The following is a 15,580-nucleotide window of genomic DNA, read 5'->3' as shown; positions in this document are numbered from 1 at the left end:
TTATCTTTGCACACGGAAATTTCAAACTTCCTAGTTGATTGATTTGGGTCTGATACTCAAAACTTTAAACTATACATTCAAAACTTTAAACAAATTAGTATGTTTCGATCGCACACAAACGGAGAATTATCTCTCAAAAATCTTAATGAAGAAGTTACACTTTCAGGATGGGTACAAACCATTCGTGATAAAGGATTTATGATTTGGATAGATCTTCGAGATCGTTACGGAATTACTCAGTTGGTTTTCGACCAAGACCGTTCTTCAGTAGAATTGATGGAAAATGCAAAAAAACTGGGACGTGAATTTGTAATTCAGGTTACAGGAAAAGTAATCGAAAGAGTAAGCAAAAACCCCAATATTCCAACTGGAGAAATTGAAATTTTAGTTGAAAAATTAGAAGTTCTTAATGAATCTCAGCTTCCGCCTTTCACCATTGAAGATGAAACAGACGGTGGTGAAGAATTAAGAATGAAATACCGTTATCTGGATATCAGAAGAGCTCCGGTAAGAGATAAATTGATTTTCCGTCACAAAATGGCGCAGAAAGTGAGAAATTATCTTTCAGACGAAGGATTTATCGAGGTTGAAACTCCGGTTTTAATCAAATCTACTCCGGAAGGAGCGAGAGATTTCGTTGTACCAAGCAGAATGAATCCGGGACAATTTTACGCATTACCACAATCTCCACAGACTTTCAAACAATTGTTGATGGTTGGCGGAATGGATAAATATTTCCAGATAGTGAAATGTTTCCGTGATGAGGATTTGAGAGCTGACAGACAGCCTGAATTTACACAAATCGATTGTGAAATGGCTTTTGTAGAGCAGGAAGACGTGATGAACGTGTTTGAAGGAATGACAAAAACATTGATCAAAGATATTACAGGTCAGGAATTCGGAACTTTCCCAAGAATGACATTTGCTGATGCGATGCAGAAATACGGAAACGACAAACCGGATATCCGTTTCGGAATGGAATTCGTTGAGCTGAATGAATTAGTAAAAGGAAAAGATTTCAAAATATTTGACGACGCAGAATTGGTTGTCGGAATTAATGTTGAAGGCTGTTCAGATTACACAAGAAAACAAATCGACGAATTGGTTGATTGGGTGAAAAGACCACAGATCGGGGCTTCAGGAATGGTTTGGGCTAAATTCCAGAATGACGGTGTGAAAACTTCTTCTGTAAATAAATTCTACAACGAAGAAGATTTATCGAAAATTATCGAAAAATTCGGAGCGAAAGAAGGCGATTTAATGTTAATTCTTTCAGGAAACGAACACAAAGTAAGAACTCAGCTTTCTGCCTTGAGAATGGAGCTTGGAAACCGTTTGGGATTAAGAAAAGGAGACGTATTCGCACCACTTTGGGTTGTTGACTTCCCATTATTGGAATTTGACGAAGAAAGCGGACGTTACCACGCAATGCACCACCCTTTCACCTCTCCAAAAACCGAGGACATCCATTTATTGGAAACTGATCCAGGAAAAGCAAGAGCTAACGCTTACGACATGGTTTTGAACGGAAATGAAATCGGTGGAGGTTCTATCAGAATTTTCGACAGAGATCTTCAATCAAGAATGTTTGATCTTTTAGGATTTACAAAAGAAGAAGCAGAAGCTCAGTTCGGGTTTTTAATGAACGCCTTCAAATATGGTGCTCCGCCTCACGGTGGTCTGGCTTTCGGGTTTGATCGTTTGGTAGCAATCCTTGACGGAAATGAAGTGATCAGAGATTACATCGCATTCCCTAAAAACAATTCAGGACGAGATGTGATGATTGATGCTCCGGCCGCAATTGCAAACGAGCAGCTCGATGAACTGGAACTGAAATTAAATTTAAAAGCATAAATTAGGAGCGGAGATTTTTTCTCCGCTTTTATTTTGAATCTAACAAGTTTTAAAGCTCTAATAAGAATATCAAAATTCGGAATTATGACATTCTGTTTTTCTTTATTTTATTAAAAATCTGATTTCCAACATCTTCTACAATAACAAATACGCAGAATTTCTAAATTATATTATAGTTTATCGCTAAATTTATATCATACACAACAATATGAAAATAAGGTCTTTTTCTTGAAAATTTTAGGTCTCTTTTTTTTCTTTTTTTCGCAAAATTCAATTTGTCAAAGCCCGAAAAATTTAGAAAAAGAATATGAAAAAGCGAGAGAAATGGCTTCCAAAGATCCAGATAGTTCTTTGGTCTTGCTTAATTTTATTCAGAAAAATGCGATTGAAGAAAAGAATGAGAAAATTGAAATAAAATGTGATTATCTAAAATCTTACAATTATTATCTAAAATCAGATGCCCAAAAATGTATAGATTACGCACAAAAAGCACAAAAAAATGCACAAAAATATAATTATCCTGATGGTGAAGCTTTGGCATTAAGAATACTTGGAGCTCAAAATGCTAAATTAGGCTTATTAGAAAATGCCCAAGAAAACCTCAATCAAGCTCTGAAAATAATCAACACTTCGGAAACCGAAGAATCTAACGAAATTCGGGGGTTGATTTATAATTCTTTTTTGATTTTATTCAATGAAAATGATATTCAGAAAAAATTATACTTTTCTAAAAAAGCAATAAAAGAGTTTTTAAAAATAACCAATTCTAAAAGAAAAAATGAGCTTTTAAGCTCTGCTTATACCAATTTGGGTTACAATTATGTTTCAGAAAAGAAATTTGATTCGGCGGGTTTGTATTTTAATAAATCTCTGTCTGTGCTTTCTCCTACTCAAAATTATCTGAAATCTGCCGTTTTTCACGATATTGGGTTTTCTTTTGCCCAGCAAAAAAAACATGACAGTGCTATTTTTTATTATCAAAAATCGCTTCAGTTGGTTGAAAAATATGGTTTTTCTGAAAAAAAGAAAGAAATTTTAAAAAATTTAGCCACTTCTTATCAGGAAAAAAAAGATACGATAAATGCAGAAAAATATGAATTAACTAAGTTAAAATTTGAAGACAGCCTTCAAAATAATAATAAAACCGCCATCAATAATGTAGTGAAGTTTGAAAAAAAGAGACAAAATCACTTTTACATACTAAAAATAATTTCCTGAAAATAGGTATTATCTTTATTCTTTTACTGTTGCCATTATTTTATTTTTTGTGGCGTAAATATAAAACCCAACAAAAAAAATATGCAGAAATCGTTGCTAAAATAAAAAAAGAAGGACTTACAGATACCAATATTTCTCTTAAAGAAGATACTGAGAAGGATTTGCATGCAAAATCGGAACCCTTTACTATTTCTGCTGAAGTAGAAGAAAAAATTTTACAGGAGTTGATAATCTTCGAAAATGAAGGAAAATTCAATAGTAAAACAATGTCTCTTTCTCATCTTTCGGACCAGATGAATGTGAATAATAAATATTTGTCAGTTGTCATAAAAAAGCATAAAAACATGAATTTCAACGGTTATATTAATCATTTAAGAATCAATTATTTAATTGAAAAATTAAGAACAGACCCCGAGTTTTCAAAATATAAAATAAGTTACCTTGCGGAAATTACCGGTTACTCTTCTCATAGCGCATTTTCGGCAGTATTTCAACAAATTGTGGGTGTATCCCCGTCTGTATTCATCAACGAACTGAACAGGCAAAAATAAAAGGCGCTCAGAAAGGAACGCCTTCATTAAAAACCCAAAACAAATTAGCTATTGCTCTGCAATTGTAAGATTGTTATATCCTCCTGAAACATTGAGATTTCTTGTCCCTACTCCAGTAAATAAATTAAACCAAACATAAGGCATTAATCTTTGTCCTGCAGTCATATAAAATGATGCGGTGCAGTTACTTCCTGCATCAACATTTGTTCCCATTGCCGGAAAAGGGTTTGAACATTTTACCTGATTGATGATATTTAAAGGTGATAATAATCCTGTGTTGTCATACATTTCCCAAATTGCTTCTATTTGTTTTTGGTTGGTTGCTCCACTTTGATTAATAGGACCTGAAACCAAAGCAAAAGTATAACTCGCAACATAAACTCCAGTTTTAGGAGCAGTAAAAATTCCGGTTGCAGGGTCAAAAGCATTGCTGTTGTCAAATTTTTCTGTCCAATCAACCAAATAATTTTTCCCAGAATTTTGTAATCCTGAAGTATTAATATTTGTTGGAAGTGTTTTTTTCACATTACTTGTTGTTTTCGCTGCAATAATAACCAGTTTTGGTGTTGCACTTGTTGTAAAAGGAATCCAGCTTGTTCCGTTGGAATATTCTATACCATTGTTGTATCTTACGGCACCTTCTCCGGCTGAACTCGCAGATAATGTTGTATTTCCAAAACCTATGGCGTTATCTGTATTTCCTGTACCTCTTACATCGAGTTTTGTTGTTGGGACAATTTTCCCGGCTCCTATATTTCCGTTAAAATCTACAATTATGTCGTTTGCTTGTTGTGTAGAAGAAAAAGTGGTTCCTGTAGAAGGATTGTCTTTTGTACCATCAATATGCAAAATTCCTTGTGGATTTGTGGTATTAATCCCAACTCCGGAAGTTTGTCCTGAAATAAATGAAACGGTAAGTGATAAAAAGGGTATATAAACTATTTTTTCATTGTTGTATTTTTATTTAAAGCCCAAAAACACTGAACGAAGTAAGTGTCTTATCTGTACTTAAAGATTTTGAAGTTCCTAAATTTTGAAAAACACTGGGTCTTATAGTGTCTCCCGTTACCAGATTGAAAATCCCGGAACAACTTCCTGAAACCAAATTTGTGGCTGTTCCCGCTGTATTTCCAGGGTATGAATTCACACACTTAAAAATAGGATTGGTTGTAGTAGAAGTATTGCTCGTTTGCACAATGGCTTCAATTTTAGTATCATCTGCAATAGTTCCTGAAGCAAAAGTAAAGTTGAAAGAGACTACATAAATTCCGTTTTTAGATGCGGTAAAAATTCCTGTTGCTGGATCGAATCTGGAGTTTACATCTTCATTTTCTGTCCAACCTGTTACAACATTGGTCGTATTGTTGGCAAAACTTTGACCTGAAGAATTTTCTGCCTGTACAAAATCGCTCGGTGCTTTGTATGGCAGTTGAATCCAATTGGTTCCATCCGAATAACTCATATCTTTTGTTGAGGCATTGTATCTTAATGCTCCTGCTTTTGCTACAATTGCCGTTTGTGTGGTACCTCCAATTCCTATGGCATTTTTATTTTCCGCAGACCTAAGATCTACTCTTGTTGCGGGAGATATATTTCCTACTCCCATTTTTCCTGAAGCAGTAATTCCGGCATCATCATAGTAGCTTGTTGCATTGGTAGAAGTTGTATTCTTTTTTGCATCAATGTGGAAAATTGTTTCCGGAGATTTTATCCCGATTCCTACATTTTGGCTATAAAAAAATGCTGAAAACAGAACTGGTAAAGAATAAATTATTTTTTTCATTTGTGTTTTTTATTGTTCTACTATTGTAATGTTATTAAAACCAAAATCGTTGTCTATATTAGTTGGTCCGCTTCTCATACTCAAGTCACCATTATACACTTTTTGATTAATCTTTGCTTCCAAAGTATCACCTTTAGTAAGTTTTATTGCTGAAATACAATTACCTCCATTTTGGGAAGCAGTTGAAGTTTCTCCATACGCTCTCAAACATTTTTTGGCAATAGTGCTTCCGTTTACTACAAATTGCGATTCTACCAAATAAGGAGAAACAATGGGTATAGAAACCAAATTATATGTAAAAGAAACTAAATAGATACCTGTTCTGGGCGCAGTAAAAACACCAGTTGTACCATCAAAATTTAAAGTTAAGTCAGCAGTTACATCCCAATTGGTGACAGTTTTGGCAACTTGATAAGGAAACTTATATGTAAAATTGGGAGCCTGAATTCTTGCAACCACTGTTGCTTTATTGGGATTTGATATAAAATCATTCCAAACAATTCCATCAGAAAATTGCATTTTACCACCATTTGTAGAGTTATACCTCATCGCTCCTGCTTCTGCTTCTGCAGCCGTTTGTGTAGTTTGCCCTATTCCTATAGAATTATCTGTATTTACTGTAGATCTTGTGTCCAAACGTGTAACAGGACTCAGTACACCAACCCCTATTTTTCCTGTTGTTGTGAAAACTACATCATTGGCAAATTCATTATTGGTAGGAGATACGGAAGTATTATCTTTTTGCCCATCAACCTGAAGAGAATGTGTAGGGAAAATAGTATTAATCCCTACTTGAGATTTTAAAAGTGTAAATGAAATAAAAAGAAGCCCTATAATGTAAAATTTTCGAAACTTCTTAGCTTTGAGATTTGTAGTAAAATTCATCATAATTGTTTTTTGTTTTCTAAAATAGGCGACAAAATAACATCTTTATTATACTCAAAAAAAAGAATAATGTATCAATATTCGGAATTATGACATCAGAAAAATAATATTAAAGAACAAGTGACATTACTTTAAATTCAAATAAAATTTAAATTTTCAGAATGTAGCGGCAAGAATTTTAACATCACTATTATTGTTAAGAAAAACAATTGGAAAGAGTTCTTTAGTAGAAAGAAGAAAAATTAGATAAATTACGGCCTATTCCCAACTATATACTGAAGAGCATGAAAGAAAGTACGTCATTAGAATGGGCTTATAATTCTAACAATACTGAAGGGAATACTTTAACACGTTATAAACCAAAAAAACTATTGAAGAATCTTTTCCGTCTATTATTATTTTGAAAAACATCCTAAAAATATTGTGACAGTTTGAATTTAGCTACCAATAATTCAAACCCTTTTCTTTTGATTTGGAAAGCACGGAAATTTTTTAGCACTTTTTTAGGGCAATTTCGCCACCAAACCCTCCGGCAAAATTTTCAAAATAAAATAAATGAGTTTCCATTTAAAATTCGGAACAATGGTAAAAGAATTTCCGGCATTCACGATATGTTTTGCCACATAATCTGGTTCCATCAAAAGACTTTTATTAAGTTTTAAACCTGCGTTGATCTTTGTATTGATATATCCACTGACCAAAACGTTCACTTTTATATTTCTATCAGCTAATTCTTGTCTTAAACCAGCTAAATACGTCGTAAAAGCGGCCTTTGTACTTCCGTAAATGAAATTACTTTTCCTGCCTCTGACTCCGGAAAGCGAAGATAAACCGATGATTCTTTCTAAATTTCTGTTAGATTGATCCATCGCAACAATATTGAGAATAGAAACTCCACCCATATAATTGACCTGCATCATTTGTTGGGTTCCTTTGAAATCTTTTAAAGCCTTTTCATTTTCCACTAAAAATCCTGCAGAATAAACAACAATATGAGGTTTTGTCGGAAGTTCATTATAAAATATTTGGTGAGAATCAAAATCTGCTGCATCGAAATGTAAAACTTCAACCTTTTCAGACAAATTATTTTTAGCGACAAAATCGTTCAGGGCATCGGTATTTCGTGAAGCAGCGATAATTGCAAAACCTTTATCAGCATAATGCAAAATGCATTGTTTGGCGACATCGGAATTGGCACCGAGAATGAGAACGGTTTTGGCGTTGTTATGATTCATACGGCAAAGATATTTTTTAAACACGAATTTTGCGAATTTTTTATACGAATGAGTATAAATTTAATTACGATGAATAGCAATCTTAAAATCTTTTAGAATGATAAAATGGTTGAAAAAGAATCGGCGCGGTGACCTTTGGTCACCGCGCCGATTCGCAATATTATTTAAAACTGAAAGATTATTTCTTTTCAGTTTCTATAATTTCTTTTTTGTCAGCTGTTGTTGTAGCTTTATCCCCAAATCTGTTAGCAGTAAATTCTCTTGAAATGGCAGCTTTCTCAAATTTTAATTTTCCGGAAAGTGTTTCAATAACAACTCCGTCATCGTGAATCTGAGCAATTCTTCCGTGAAGACCAGAAGTAAGCACCACTCTGCTTCCTACTTTAAGCTCTTCTTGAAATTTTTTCTCTTGCTTCTGTTTTTTCATCTGAGGTCTGATCATCAGGAAATAAAACCCAACAAACATTACCCCCATCATGATTAGCATCATTGGAGAAGATCCTCCTGCAGGTGCTGCCTGTAAAAATATTGTCAACATAGTAGTTTAATTAAGGTTGAATGTTCGCATTGAACGTTAGTTTGATAGGCGATTTTTCTACGTTAGCAAAAACGTCTGCATACTTTTGAACCGCACCGTCAAAACTTGTCGAATCAAAGCTTAGAGTTATTTTTCCTTTTTGACCAGGTAAAATTGGTTCTTTCGTAAACTCAGGAGCAGTACATCCACATCCAGGCTTAACTTCAGAAATAACCAAAGGATTTTTTCCTGTATTGGTAATTTCATATACGTGGTTTACTTTATCTCCTTTTTTAATTTTTCCAAAATCATAATTGCTTTGAGATAAAGCGATTGTCGTTAAAGGTTGGTTTGATACCGGAGCAGCAACCGGTGCACCAGTCACAGCTTTTGTAGGTGCCGTTGCTGACAATGAATCGCCTGGCAAAGTTTTTAAAGAATCTGATGTTGCAGTTTCTGAATTTTGAACTTCTTTATTTCCTTCTTTTTTACAAGAAACCAAACCGAAGCCTATTACTGATAAAGCGATAATTGATAACGTCTTTTTCATTTTTATTTTTTTAAATTCTATTTAAGTCTTTACAATATTTATCTAAAATTCCATTAATAAATATATTTGAACGGTCTGTTGCAAATACTTTAGCAATCTCGATGTATTCATTAATGATTACTCTTGAAGGAGTAAGAGGAAAATGATCAAGCTCAGAGATAGCAATAGTAAGAATCACTTTATCCATCAACCCAACTCTATCCAAATCCCAGTTTTCTAATCTCTCAGAAAGCTTCTTCTCGTTGCCTTCCCAATTGTTTAGTGTATCTCTTAATAATTTTCCAGCGAAGTTTTTATCTTCTTCATCTTTAATCATTTTGATTAACGTACGGCTATCTTCATTTTCTTTGATAAAACCAATCGTCTTTTGAACCATTGAGTTCGCAATATGAATATCATCCGACCACGAAAGTTCTCTGTCCCCTACATAATCATGAAAATCTTCGTTTTCAGCAATATATCTTAAAAATAGCTTACCGATAAACTTTTGATCTTCTTCGAAAGAATATTCATCAACCTTCATGAAATCCTGGTAACGCTTTCCTGAGGTCATTCTCTGGAAAGTTCTTACCAAAAAATCATCATGCAAATCCCATTTCAAATCTTGGTGCTGACCAGAAAAGAAAAGTCTTTCAGGGTTTTCTTCCAACTTAATCAATACTTGATTATTGATGAATTTTTGATTTGGGTTGATATCAGAATCGGTTTTAATGTACTTATTCTTACCGATTTCCATTTGATTTTCTGCGAGACCTTTAAGGGCTACCAAAAAATTGAGTTCCAACACATAAAGATTATAGATTTTCTCTATACTCGAGAACATGTTTTTTTCTAAAACATCAAATTTAATTGGATTTTGGTAGTATGAATACACGTTTTCTACTACTTTCTCACGGATTTGTCTTCTTCCTAACATTCAAAGAGCTTTTTATGGGTGCAAAGATATGAAATTTAAAGTTTATGAAATTCTTAGTCTCTATCAATTTTCGTAATTTTGCGAAAGTTTATGAAAGCACTGAAAACTCTGAACCCTTATTTTTGGAAGCACAAAATATTATTGTTTTGGGGGTTACTCTTTATCATCGCCAGCAACTTTTTTAATATTTATAAAGTACAGTTTGTAGGAAAATCTGTTGATGAGCTGACCAAACAAGGGAATTTAGGCTTTAACAAGCAGGTTCTCATTTACGTTGCCATCATTGTCGGATGTTCACTTTTGACCGGATTTTTCACTTTTATGATGAGACAGACCATTATTGTTGCATCAAGAAGAATTGAATATGAGCTTAAAAATAAAATCTACAGACATTATCAGGAATTATCCTTAACAGATTATAAAACCACGACAACAGGAGATTTAATGAATCGTCTGAGTGAAGATGTTGTGGCGGTAAGAATGTACCTCGGGCCAGGCGTGATGTATGTTGTGAACTTATTAATTTTGTTGACAATCACCTGCATTTACATGTTAAAGACTGATGTTTCAATGACGGTCTGGACTTTATTTCCACTTCCTATTCTTTCTTACATCATTTTTAAAGTAAGTTCGATTATTAATAAAAAATCGAAAATCATGCAGAAAAGCCAATCTGCGATATCAACTTTTGTACAGGATAGTTTTTCAGGAATCCGTGTGGTTAAATTTTTCGCTAAAGAAAATTACATTAAAAAAAACTACGGAGCCAAGGTTACCGATTATCAGGATAAAGCTTTAGACTTAGCAAAAACAGAAGCGTATTTCTTTACCATTATTTTATTTGTCATCGGATTATTAAATGTTGCGATTATACTGATTGGCGGACAAAAATATATTGCAGGCGAACTGAGCGTTGGTAAGATTGCAGATTTCTTCATGTACATCAACATCTTAATCTGGCCATTTTCTATGGTTGGCTGGGTAACTTCTGTTAATCAGAGAGCCGAAGCTTCCATGCAGAGAATTAATGAATTTTTAGATAAAAAATCTGATGTCATTAATAAGAATTTTGAAAAGCAGCCAATTAAAGGAAATATAGAATTTAGAAATGTGTCTTATGTTTATCCAAATACCGGTATTAAAGCTTTAGATAATTTAAGTTTTAAAATTGATGCAGGACAATCTTTAGCGATTATGGGTAAAACCGGAAGCGGAAAATCTACCATTGCTCTTCTTCTCTGCAGATTAATAGATCCGACAGAAGGAGAAATTCTGATTGACGGGAAAAATCTTAAAGACCATAATCTCGATAACTATAGAGATTTCATTGGTTACATTCCGCAGGAAAGTTATTTATTTTCAGATTCTATTGAACATAACATCGGTTTCTCAATCGACAATCCTTCTCATGAAAGAGTGGTTGAATATTCTAAAATTGCTGACGTTCACAAAAACATTGTAGAATTCAAGGAAGGCTACAAAACGATGGTTGGAGAACGCGGAGTGATGCTTTCAGGAGGTCAAAAGCAGAGAATTTGTATTGCCAGAGCTCTCATAAAAGACCCAAACATTATTATTTTTGACGATTCACTGTCTGCTTTAGATACAGAAACTGAACAGAATATCTTAGAAAACATCGATACTAAAATTCACAACGCAACTTCTATAATCATCACACACAGAGAGTCTAGCGCTCAACGTGCAGATAAAATCATTAATCTTACCGAAATTACCAATTCTGTAACCGCTTAGCCTATTTATTCACAAATGTTAAATAAATCATAAAAAAAATTTTGTGATTAAAAGAAATATTTTATATTTGTTCTTAACAAGATTAAAAAATATCTAATAATGAGTGAATACAAGGAACGCCATGAGAATGAAATTTTCACGAAGGTGTTAAAAGCAGGAAGAAGAACGTATTTCTTTGATGTGCGCGAGACGAAAGCAGGAGATTATTATCTTACAATTACCGAAAGCAAAAAGAATTTCGGGGAGAATGGAGAGGCTACATTCGAGAAGCATAAAATTTACCTTTACAAGGAAGATTTTAAGAGTTTTCAGGAGATGTTTAATGAATCTACAGATTTTATCATTAATGAAAAAGGAGAAGATGTAATCTCTGAAAAACATGATAAAGATTTCAAAAGCAGAACTTACACTATAGATTCTGACGACGAAGTTTAAAACAAGCAACCCAAACCAAGTATATAAAAACACAAGCATCTTTTCAGATGCTTTTTTTGGCATAAAAAAACACATTTTCAAAAGAAAATGTGTTTATGTGGGGTGAATGAGGGGTCTCGAACCCCCGACCTCCGGAACCACAATCCGGCGCTCTAACCAACTGAGCTACAATCACCGTTTTTGGTGGTGCAAATATAGGAAAGATTTTTTAATTACCAAACAATTCCATCAAAATTTTTCAACGCCATTAACTTCTCAGACGTAAATCCCTCAGCATAAGTCACTCCGGAAAGCCTTCCTAAATCCTGAGCTCTGTAGGTAAGACTCTCATAAAAATCTTTTGAAGTAATAGGTGTTTCCGGCTCTGTAGATTTGGGATCGTAAAACTGTGTTTTGAATGCCATACACGCTTCCAATTTCTTATCTAAATACTCTGATATATCAATGACAAATTCCGGTTTGATATCTTTCCATTGAATATAATGGAAAATCTGTTTTGGTCGCCATACGTCTTGGTTTTCCCCATCAATATTTGTCTCAATCTTTCTTAAACCAGATAAAAAGCACGCATCCGACACTAATTTCGCTGCTTTTGCATGATCCGGATGCCTATCATCAATCGCATTAGCTAAAACGATTTCCGGGCGGTATTTACGGATCATTTTCACGATGCTTAATTGGTATTCTTCTGAGTTGACCAAAAAGCCATCTTTCATTCCTAAATTCTCTCTGGCAGAAACTCCTAGAATCTTTGCAGATTCAGTTGCTTCTTCATGTCTTATCTCATCAGTTCCGCGAGTTCCCAATTCACCTCTCGTAAGGTCAACAATGACGCATGTTTTTCCATCAGAAATTAATTTAGCGACAGTTCCGCCACAACCTAACTCAACATCATCCGGGTGTGCGCCAAATGCAAGTATATCTGTTTTCATCTATTCTTTTTATTTTAATTTGTCAGATGGAACGTCCTATAAATTTCCTCATATTTTATAATTTTAATCCTGAACGTTTCATACTTTCAAATATAAGATTTAAAATAAAAACTTCCCAAACTTGAGGAATGGGAAGTTTTAATATGTATAATTTAAAATTTAAATTATTTATTGATTTCTGTATTTAATTTCACAGCATCCTGATAACTTGGATCTAACTGTAAAGACTTAGCAACATAATCTTTTGCTTTTGCTGCATCAGAATCTTTAGATAAGTAAGCAACGGCAAAGTACGCATACGCTAAAGTCTGCTTGTTAGCTTCTACCTCTGCAGGTTTTACTGTCGCAATATATTTTTCGTAAGCAATTTTTGCTGCATCATTATTTGTTGCTTGCTGATAAGCATAACCTAAACTGTAGTAAGCAGGAGCCCAATCTGGTAAAATCGCACTCATTTTCTGCCAAGTTGCAATCGCACCATTCCAGTTTTTAACATCCTGGTAAGCTGTTGCTAATTTGTACAATGCGTCAGAATCTTGAGCGTTTGCTGCAACTTGTTTTTTCAATGCTTCAATCTGTGGATTTGTAGGACCAGCGTCTACAGAAGCCTGAGATGCTGTACCTCCACCACTGATTTTTGCCAACTCCATATCCCACTTCATTGTTTCGTCTTTAGCTGCTTTTGCAATCGCAATTTTTTGCTGAGATTCTGCTGTTAATGCTGCTTTTTTAGCCGCATCAGTTTCAGTTTTAGCCAAACCTGCAGCAATTAAACCTTGTAATCCTTGATCAGCAGGCTGAACTCTAGATTTTTCCGCTTGAGACACGAAAGTATCCATATTTTGTTTTGCTTCTGCGTATTGTCCGTCTGCATAGTTTACATAAGCTCTCAATTTGAATTTGATAGGATCTGTAATTTTATCAAAAATCTTATCTAATATCAATTTTGAATTTGCATAATCTTCATTGGTGAAATACAATTTTGCAATCTCCAACTGAGTGTAAGGATCTTCATCAGCATATTTTGTATAGTTAATCAAATCCTGAGTTGCTTTTGCATTTTCCTGATATTTGATATTGTATGCAGCTAGAGCTTTGTAAGCCGGAGCATAAGTTGCGTCAGTAGAAATTGCCTTCTCAATACTTGTTTTAGCTTGTTGCCACTGTTGAGCAGCCATCCAAAGTGTTCCAATTCTTGTATAAACAGAAGCCTTGTTTTTAGCTAAAGGTAGCGCTTTGTCATAAGCTGACATTGCATCACCAGGAATTCTCTTCAATCTGTAAGCATCACCTAAGGTGTAATAATAGTTAGCAGGAACTTCTTTTTTGGCAGCTCTTTCAATTGCTTTATTCAAGAATTGAATTGCTAAATCAGGTGAGTTGTTTTTTTCAAATAACGTTAAAGCTTCTGCAGCTCTGAAAAGAACTTCAGCATCTTTCTCTCTTGAGTCAGTTACTATTTTCTGAATTTCAGCAATAGCACTTTTATCTCCTTTACCAAGTTTAACCGTAGCTAAACCTAATTTATTTAAATAGCTTTTACTGTCTGCAGCAAGGCCTTTATTAAAACTTTCAGTAGCCTGAGCAAAATCCGGCTCAGATTGTCTCAAAAATGTATTTCCTAAATAGAAATAGTTTTCAGCTTTTGGTTCTTTGGCAATCATCTGCGTGAAATTTGTTTTTGCCTGAGCAAATTTATCACTATCGATGCTGTTAATACCATCTTGTAACGTTTGTGCAATGGCAAAATTGCTAAAAAATACAACCGCCGCCCCAAAAGCAACTTTCTTTACATTCATAATCATTATATCTTTCATTATATATTTTCTAAATTGAATTATAATTTACACACAATTTTCAGACCAAAATAAATGAATTAAATTGGTATTCAGATGAATTTAATATTATTTAACGCATCTGAACTTCTCGTGGATAAATATTATAGGGCTGTAAGCCCTCTTTTTGAACGATTTTCTGTCCCAAATGAGTACAAGAATATCTTATAAAACCATTGGCAATGTTAAAATTACCTTCATTTGTTAAGAAATACAAAACCCTTGTAAAAGGATATTTCATCTCACGCATTCCTTCAAAATCTGCAGAATATGTTTTTCCATTACTAACAATTGGTAAAACTTTTATGAGTTCTCTTAATTTTTCCGCATTTTTATCATAAGGTCTGCTGATTGTATTAAGACCCACAACACCAATTTTATTTGGATATTTATTCAATTCCTCAATCACATTTGCACTTCCCGGAATGATTGAATACTTTAAATCTTTAGGAAGTTTTTTTAGTTTTTGTGCTACAAAATTTAAGTTACTTGAATTAGCTCCGTCAAATATAAAATTCTTTTCTTCTGATTGCATCCCTTGAACGATTTCTTCCATTGTAATGCTTGTTTTTTCAGAATTTTTAGGAACAACAAACACCACTGCATCAGCAGCGAATTTTGCCGGAATAAATTTTAAATCTACTTGTTTTTCGTAAGCTTTCTTTTCTTCAGGAGACAAATCCTTAGACATTACAGCAATCTTTACTTTATTATTTAAAAGATCTAAAAACCCAAGGTCTTCTTTCTTTGTAACAACTTTTATTTTGCTTTCAGGATAACTGATCATATATCCTTCAGCTAGTGCTTCTGTAACACTTTTGAATGATTCGTCAGTAAGAATAGTCATCTCACCATTGTTATATGACAGAGACTTTTCGCCTTTCTTTGAGCAGCTTACAATTGTTGCTAACAAAAAAAGAAGTATAATTTTAATACTATTCTTCATCTGCTGTATTTTTTAAATTTAAAAATCCCCTCCAAATTCTGAACATTCCGTATAAAATTATTGCTATACCAAACACCAAAATCATTGTAGGATCAAAACTCGCAAAAGATGCTTTATAAAAAATAATGATGAGTCCTAAGACTATATAACAAAATCCTGTTACTAAGGATA

At 33.8% G+C, this 15,580-nt stretch carries 15 protein-coding genes and 1 tRNA gene; 5 read left to right on the top strand and 11 right to left on the bottom strand.

Features of this window, described 5'->3' with window-relative positions; genetic code table 11:
• The first annotated feature begins 99 nt into the window (after positions 1-99).
• The 3 genes from aspS (at position 100) to EAG08_RS13680 (ending at position 3,623) form a co-directional block, all read left to right on the top strand.
• Entirely contained in the window at positions 100-1,854 is a 1,755-nt protein-coding gene (gene aspS / locus EAG08_RS13690) for an aspartate--tRNA ligase (protein WP_129535928.1), read from the top strand.
• Positions 1,855-2,178: 324 nt separating this feature from the next.
• Positions 2,179-3,072: a tetratricopeptide repeat protein gene (locus EAG08_RS13685; protein WP_129535927.1), complete on the top strand. Its 894-nt coding sequence runs from the start codon at positions 2,179-2,181 to the stop codon at positions 3,070-3,072.
• Positions 3,073-3,119: 47 nt separating this feature from the next.
• Positions 3,120-3,623: a helix-turn-helix domain-containing protein gene (locus EAG08_RS13680; RefSeq protein WP_129535926.1), complete on the top strand. Its 504-nt coding sequence runs from the start codon at positions 3,120-3,122 to the stop codon at positions 3,621-3,623.
• Positions 3,624-3,671: 48 nt separating this feature from the next.
• Here EAG08_RS13680 and EAG08_RS13675 read toward each other — a convergent pair whose 3' ends face one another.
• The 7 genes from EAG08_RS13675 to nusB all read right to left on the bottom strand — a co-directional run bounded on the left by EAG08_RS13675 (position 3,672) and on the right by nusB (position 9,509).
• Complete coding sequence (locus EAG08_RS13675) at positions 3,672-4,472, bottom strand: hypothetical protein (protein WP_129535925.1); 801 nt, start codon at positions 4,470-4,472, stop codon at positions 3,672-3,674.
• 115 nt (positions 4,473-4,587) lie between these two features.
• The gene (locus EAG08_RS13670) at positions 4,588-5,406 is read right to left on the bottom strand and encodes a hypothetical protein (protein WP_129535924.1); all 819 of its coding nucleotides are present in this window, start codon (positions 5,404-5,406) and stop codon (positions 4,588-4,590) included.
• Positions 5,407-5,415: 9 nt separating this feature from the next.
• A complete protein-coding gene (locus EAG08_RS13665; protein ID WP_129535923.1) occupies positions 5,416-6,294 on the bottom strand; it encodes a hypothetical protein in 879 nt (292 codons plus the stop codon).
• A 500-nt stretch (positions 6,295-6,794) separates the two neighbouring features.
• On the bottom strand, positions 6,795-7,526 hold the full coding sequence (locus tag EAG08_RS13660; RefSeq protein ID WP_129535922.1) for an SDR family NAD(P)-dependent oxidoreductase: 732 nt from the start codon (positions 7,524-7,526) through the stop codon (positions 6,795-6,797).
• A gap of 178 nt (positions 7,527-7,704) precedes the next feature.
• Entirely contained in the window at positions 7,705-8,064 is a 360-nt protein-coding gene (gene yajC / locus EAG08_RS13655; RefSeq protein ID WP_129535921.1) for a preprotein translocase subunit YajC, read from the bottom strand.
• Positions 8,065-8,074: 10 nt separating this feature from the next.
• Positions 8,075-8,593 carry a DUF1573 domain-containing protein gene (locus tag EAG08_RS13650; RefSeq protein WP_129535920.1) on the bottom strand — a complete coding sequence of 173 codons (519 nt, stop codon included), beginning with the start codon at positions 8,591-8,593 and terminating at the stop codon, positions 8,075-8,077.
• A gap of 10 nt (positions 8,594-8,603) precedes the next feature.
• Positions 8,604-9,509, bottom strand: coding sequence for a transcription antitermination factor NusB (gene nusB, locus EAG08_RS13645; RefSeq protein WP_129535919.1), 906 nt, complete (start codon positions 9,507-9,509; stop codon positions 8,604-8,606).
• Positions 9,510-9,599: 90 nt separating this feature from the next.
• On the opposite strand from nusB, the gene EAG08_RS13640 reads away from it, so the two are divergent.
• Both EAG08_RS13640 and EAG08_RS13635 read left to right on the top strand, forming a co-directional pair.
• Positions 9,600-11,261 (top strand): ABC transporter ATP-binding protein, encoded by a 1,662-nt coding sequence (locus tag EAG08_RS13640; protein ID WP_129535918.1) that lies wholly within the window; start codon positions 9,600-9,602, stop codon positions 11,259-11,261.
• Positions 11,262-11,360: 99 nt separating this feature from the next.
• A complete protein-coding gene (locus tag EAG08_RS13635) occupies positions 11,361-11,696 on the top strand; it encodes a DUF3276 family protein (protein ID WP_029295477.1) in 336 nt (111 codons plus the stop codon).
• A 98-nt stretch (positions 11,697-11,794) separates the two neighbouring features.
• On the opposite strand, the gene EAG08_RS13630 is transcribed toward EAG08_RS13635, so the two are convergent.
• The 4 genes from EAG08_RS13630 to EAG08_RS13615 all read right to left on the bottom strand — a co-directional run bounded on the left by EAG08_RS13630 (position 11,795) and on the right by EAG08_RS13615 (position 15,409).
• Positions 11,795-11,871, bottom strand: a tRNA-His gene (locus tag EAG08_RS13630).
• Positions 11,872-11,908: 37 nt separating this feature from the next.
• Positions 11,909-12,628 carry a bacillithiol biosynthesis deacetylase BshB1 gene (gene bshB1 / locus EAG08_RS13625; protein ID WP_129535917.1) on the bottom strand — a complete coding sequence of 240 codons (720 nt, stop codon included), beginning with the start codon at positions 12,626-12,628 and terminating at the stop codon, positions 11,909-11,911.
• Positions 12,629-12,792: 164 nt separating this feature from the next.
• Positions 12,793-14,445 (bottom strand): tetratricopeptide repeat protein, encoded by a 1,653-nt coding sequence (locus EAG08_RS13620; RefSeq protein ID WP_129535916.1) that lies wholly within the window; start codon positions 14,443-14,445, stop codon positions 12,793-12,795.
• A gap of 91 nt (positions 14,446-14,536) precedes the next feature.
• Positions 14,537-15,409 carry a PstS family phosphate ABC transporter substrate-binding protein gene (locus EAG08_RS13615; protein ID WP_129535915.1) on the bottom strand — a complete coding sequence of 291 codons (873 nt, stop codon included), beginning with the start codon at positions 15,407-15,409 and terminating at the stop codon, positions 14,537-14,539.
• Between the last annotated feature and the right edge of the window lie 171 nt (positions 15,410-15,580).

This window comes from Chryseobacterium sp. 3008163 (assembly GCF_003669035.1).
Taxonomy (GTDB): domain Bacteria; phylum Bacteroidota; class Bacteroidia; order Flavobacteriales; family Weeksellaceae; genus Chryseobacterium.
Note: the sequence above shows the minus strand (reverse complement) of the source record. Positions and strands in the feature narration are given on the sequence as shown.

Coding starts and splice junctions, on each gene's coding strand:
- aspS (WP_129535928.1), top strand. CDS start 100: ATGTTTCGATCGCACACAAACGGAGAATTATCTCTCAAAAATCTTAAT.
- bshB1 (WP_129535917.1), bottom strand. CDS start 12,628: ATGAAAACAGATATACTTGCATTTGGCGCACACCCGGATGATGTTGAG.
- EAG08_RS13650 (WP_129535920.1), bottom strand. CDS start 8,593: ATGAAAAAGACGTTATCAATTATCGCTTTATCAGTAATAGGCTTCGGT.
- nusB (WP_129535919.1), bottom strand. CDS start 9,509: ATGTTAGGAAGAAGACAAATCCGTGAGAAAGTAGTAGAAAACGTGTAT.
- EAG08_RS13685 (WP_129535927.1), top strand. CDS start 2,179: ATGGCTTCCAAAGATCCAGATAGTTCTTTGGTCTTGCTTAATTTTATT.
- yajC (WP_129535921.1), bottom strand. CDS start 8,064: ATGTTGACAATATTTTTACAGGCAGCACCTGCAGGAGGATCTTCTCCA.
- EAG08_RS13670 (WP_129535924.1), bottom strand. CDS start 5,406: ATGAAAAAAATAATTTATTCTTTACCAGTTCTGTTTTCAGCATTTTTT.
- EAG08_RS13635 (WP_029295477.1), top strand. CDS start 11,361: ATGAGTGAATACAAGGAACGCCATGAGAATGAAATTTTCACGAAGGTG.
- EAG08_RS13660 (WP_129535922.1), bottom strand. CDS start 7,526: ATGAATCATAACAACGCCAAAACCGTTCTCATTCTCGGTGCCAATTCC.
- EAG08_RS13640 (WP_129535918.1), top strand. CDS start 9,600: ATGAAAGCACTGAAAACTCTGAACCCTTATTTTTGGAAGCACAAAATA.
- EAG08_RS13615 (WP_129535915.1), bottom strand. CDS start 15,409: ATGAAGAATAGTATTAAAATTATACTTCTTTTTTTGTTAGCAACAATT.
- EAG08_RS13620 (WP_129535916.1), bottom strand. CDS start 14,445: ATGAAAGATATAATGATTATGAATGTAAAGAAAGTTGCTTTTGGGGCG.
- EAG08_RS13665 (WP_129535923.1), bottom strand. CDS start 6,294: ATGATGAATTTTACTACAAATCTCAAAGCTAAGAAGTTTCGAAAATTT.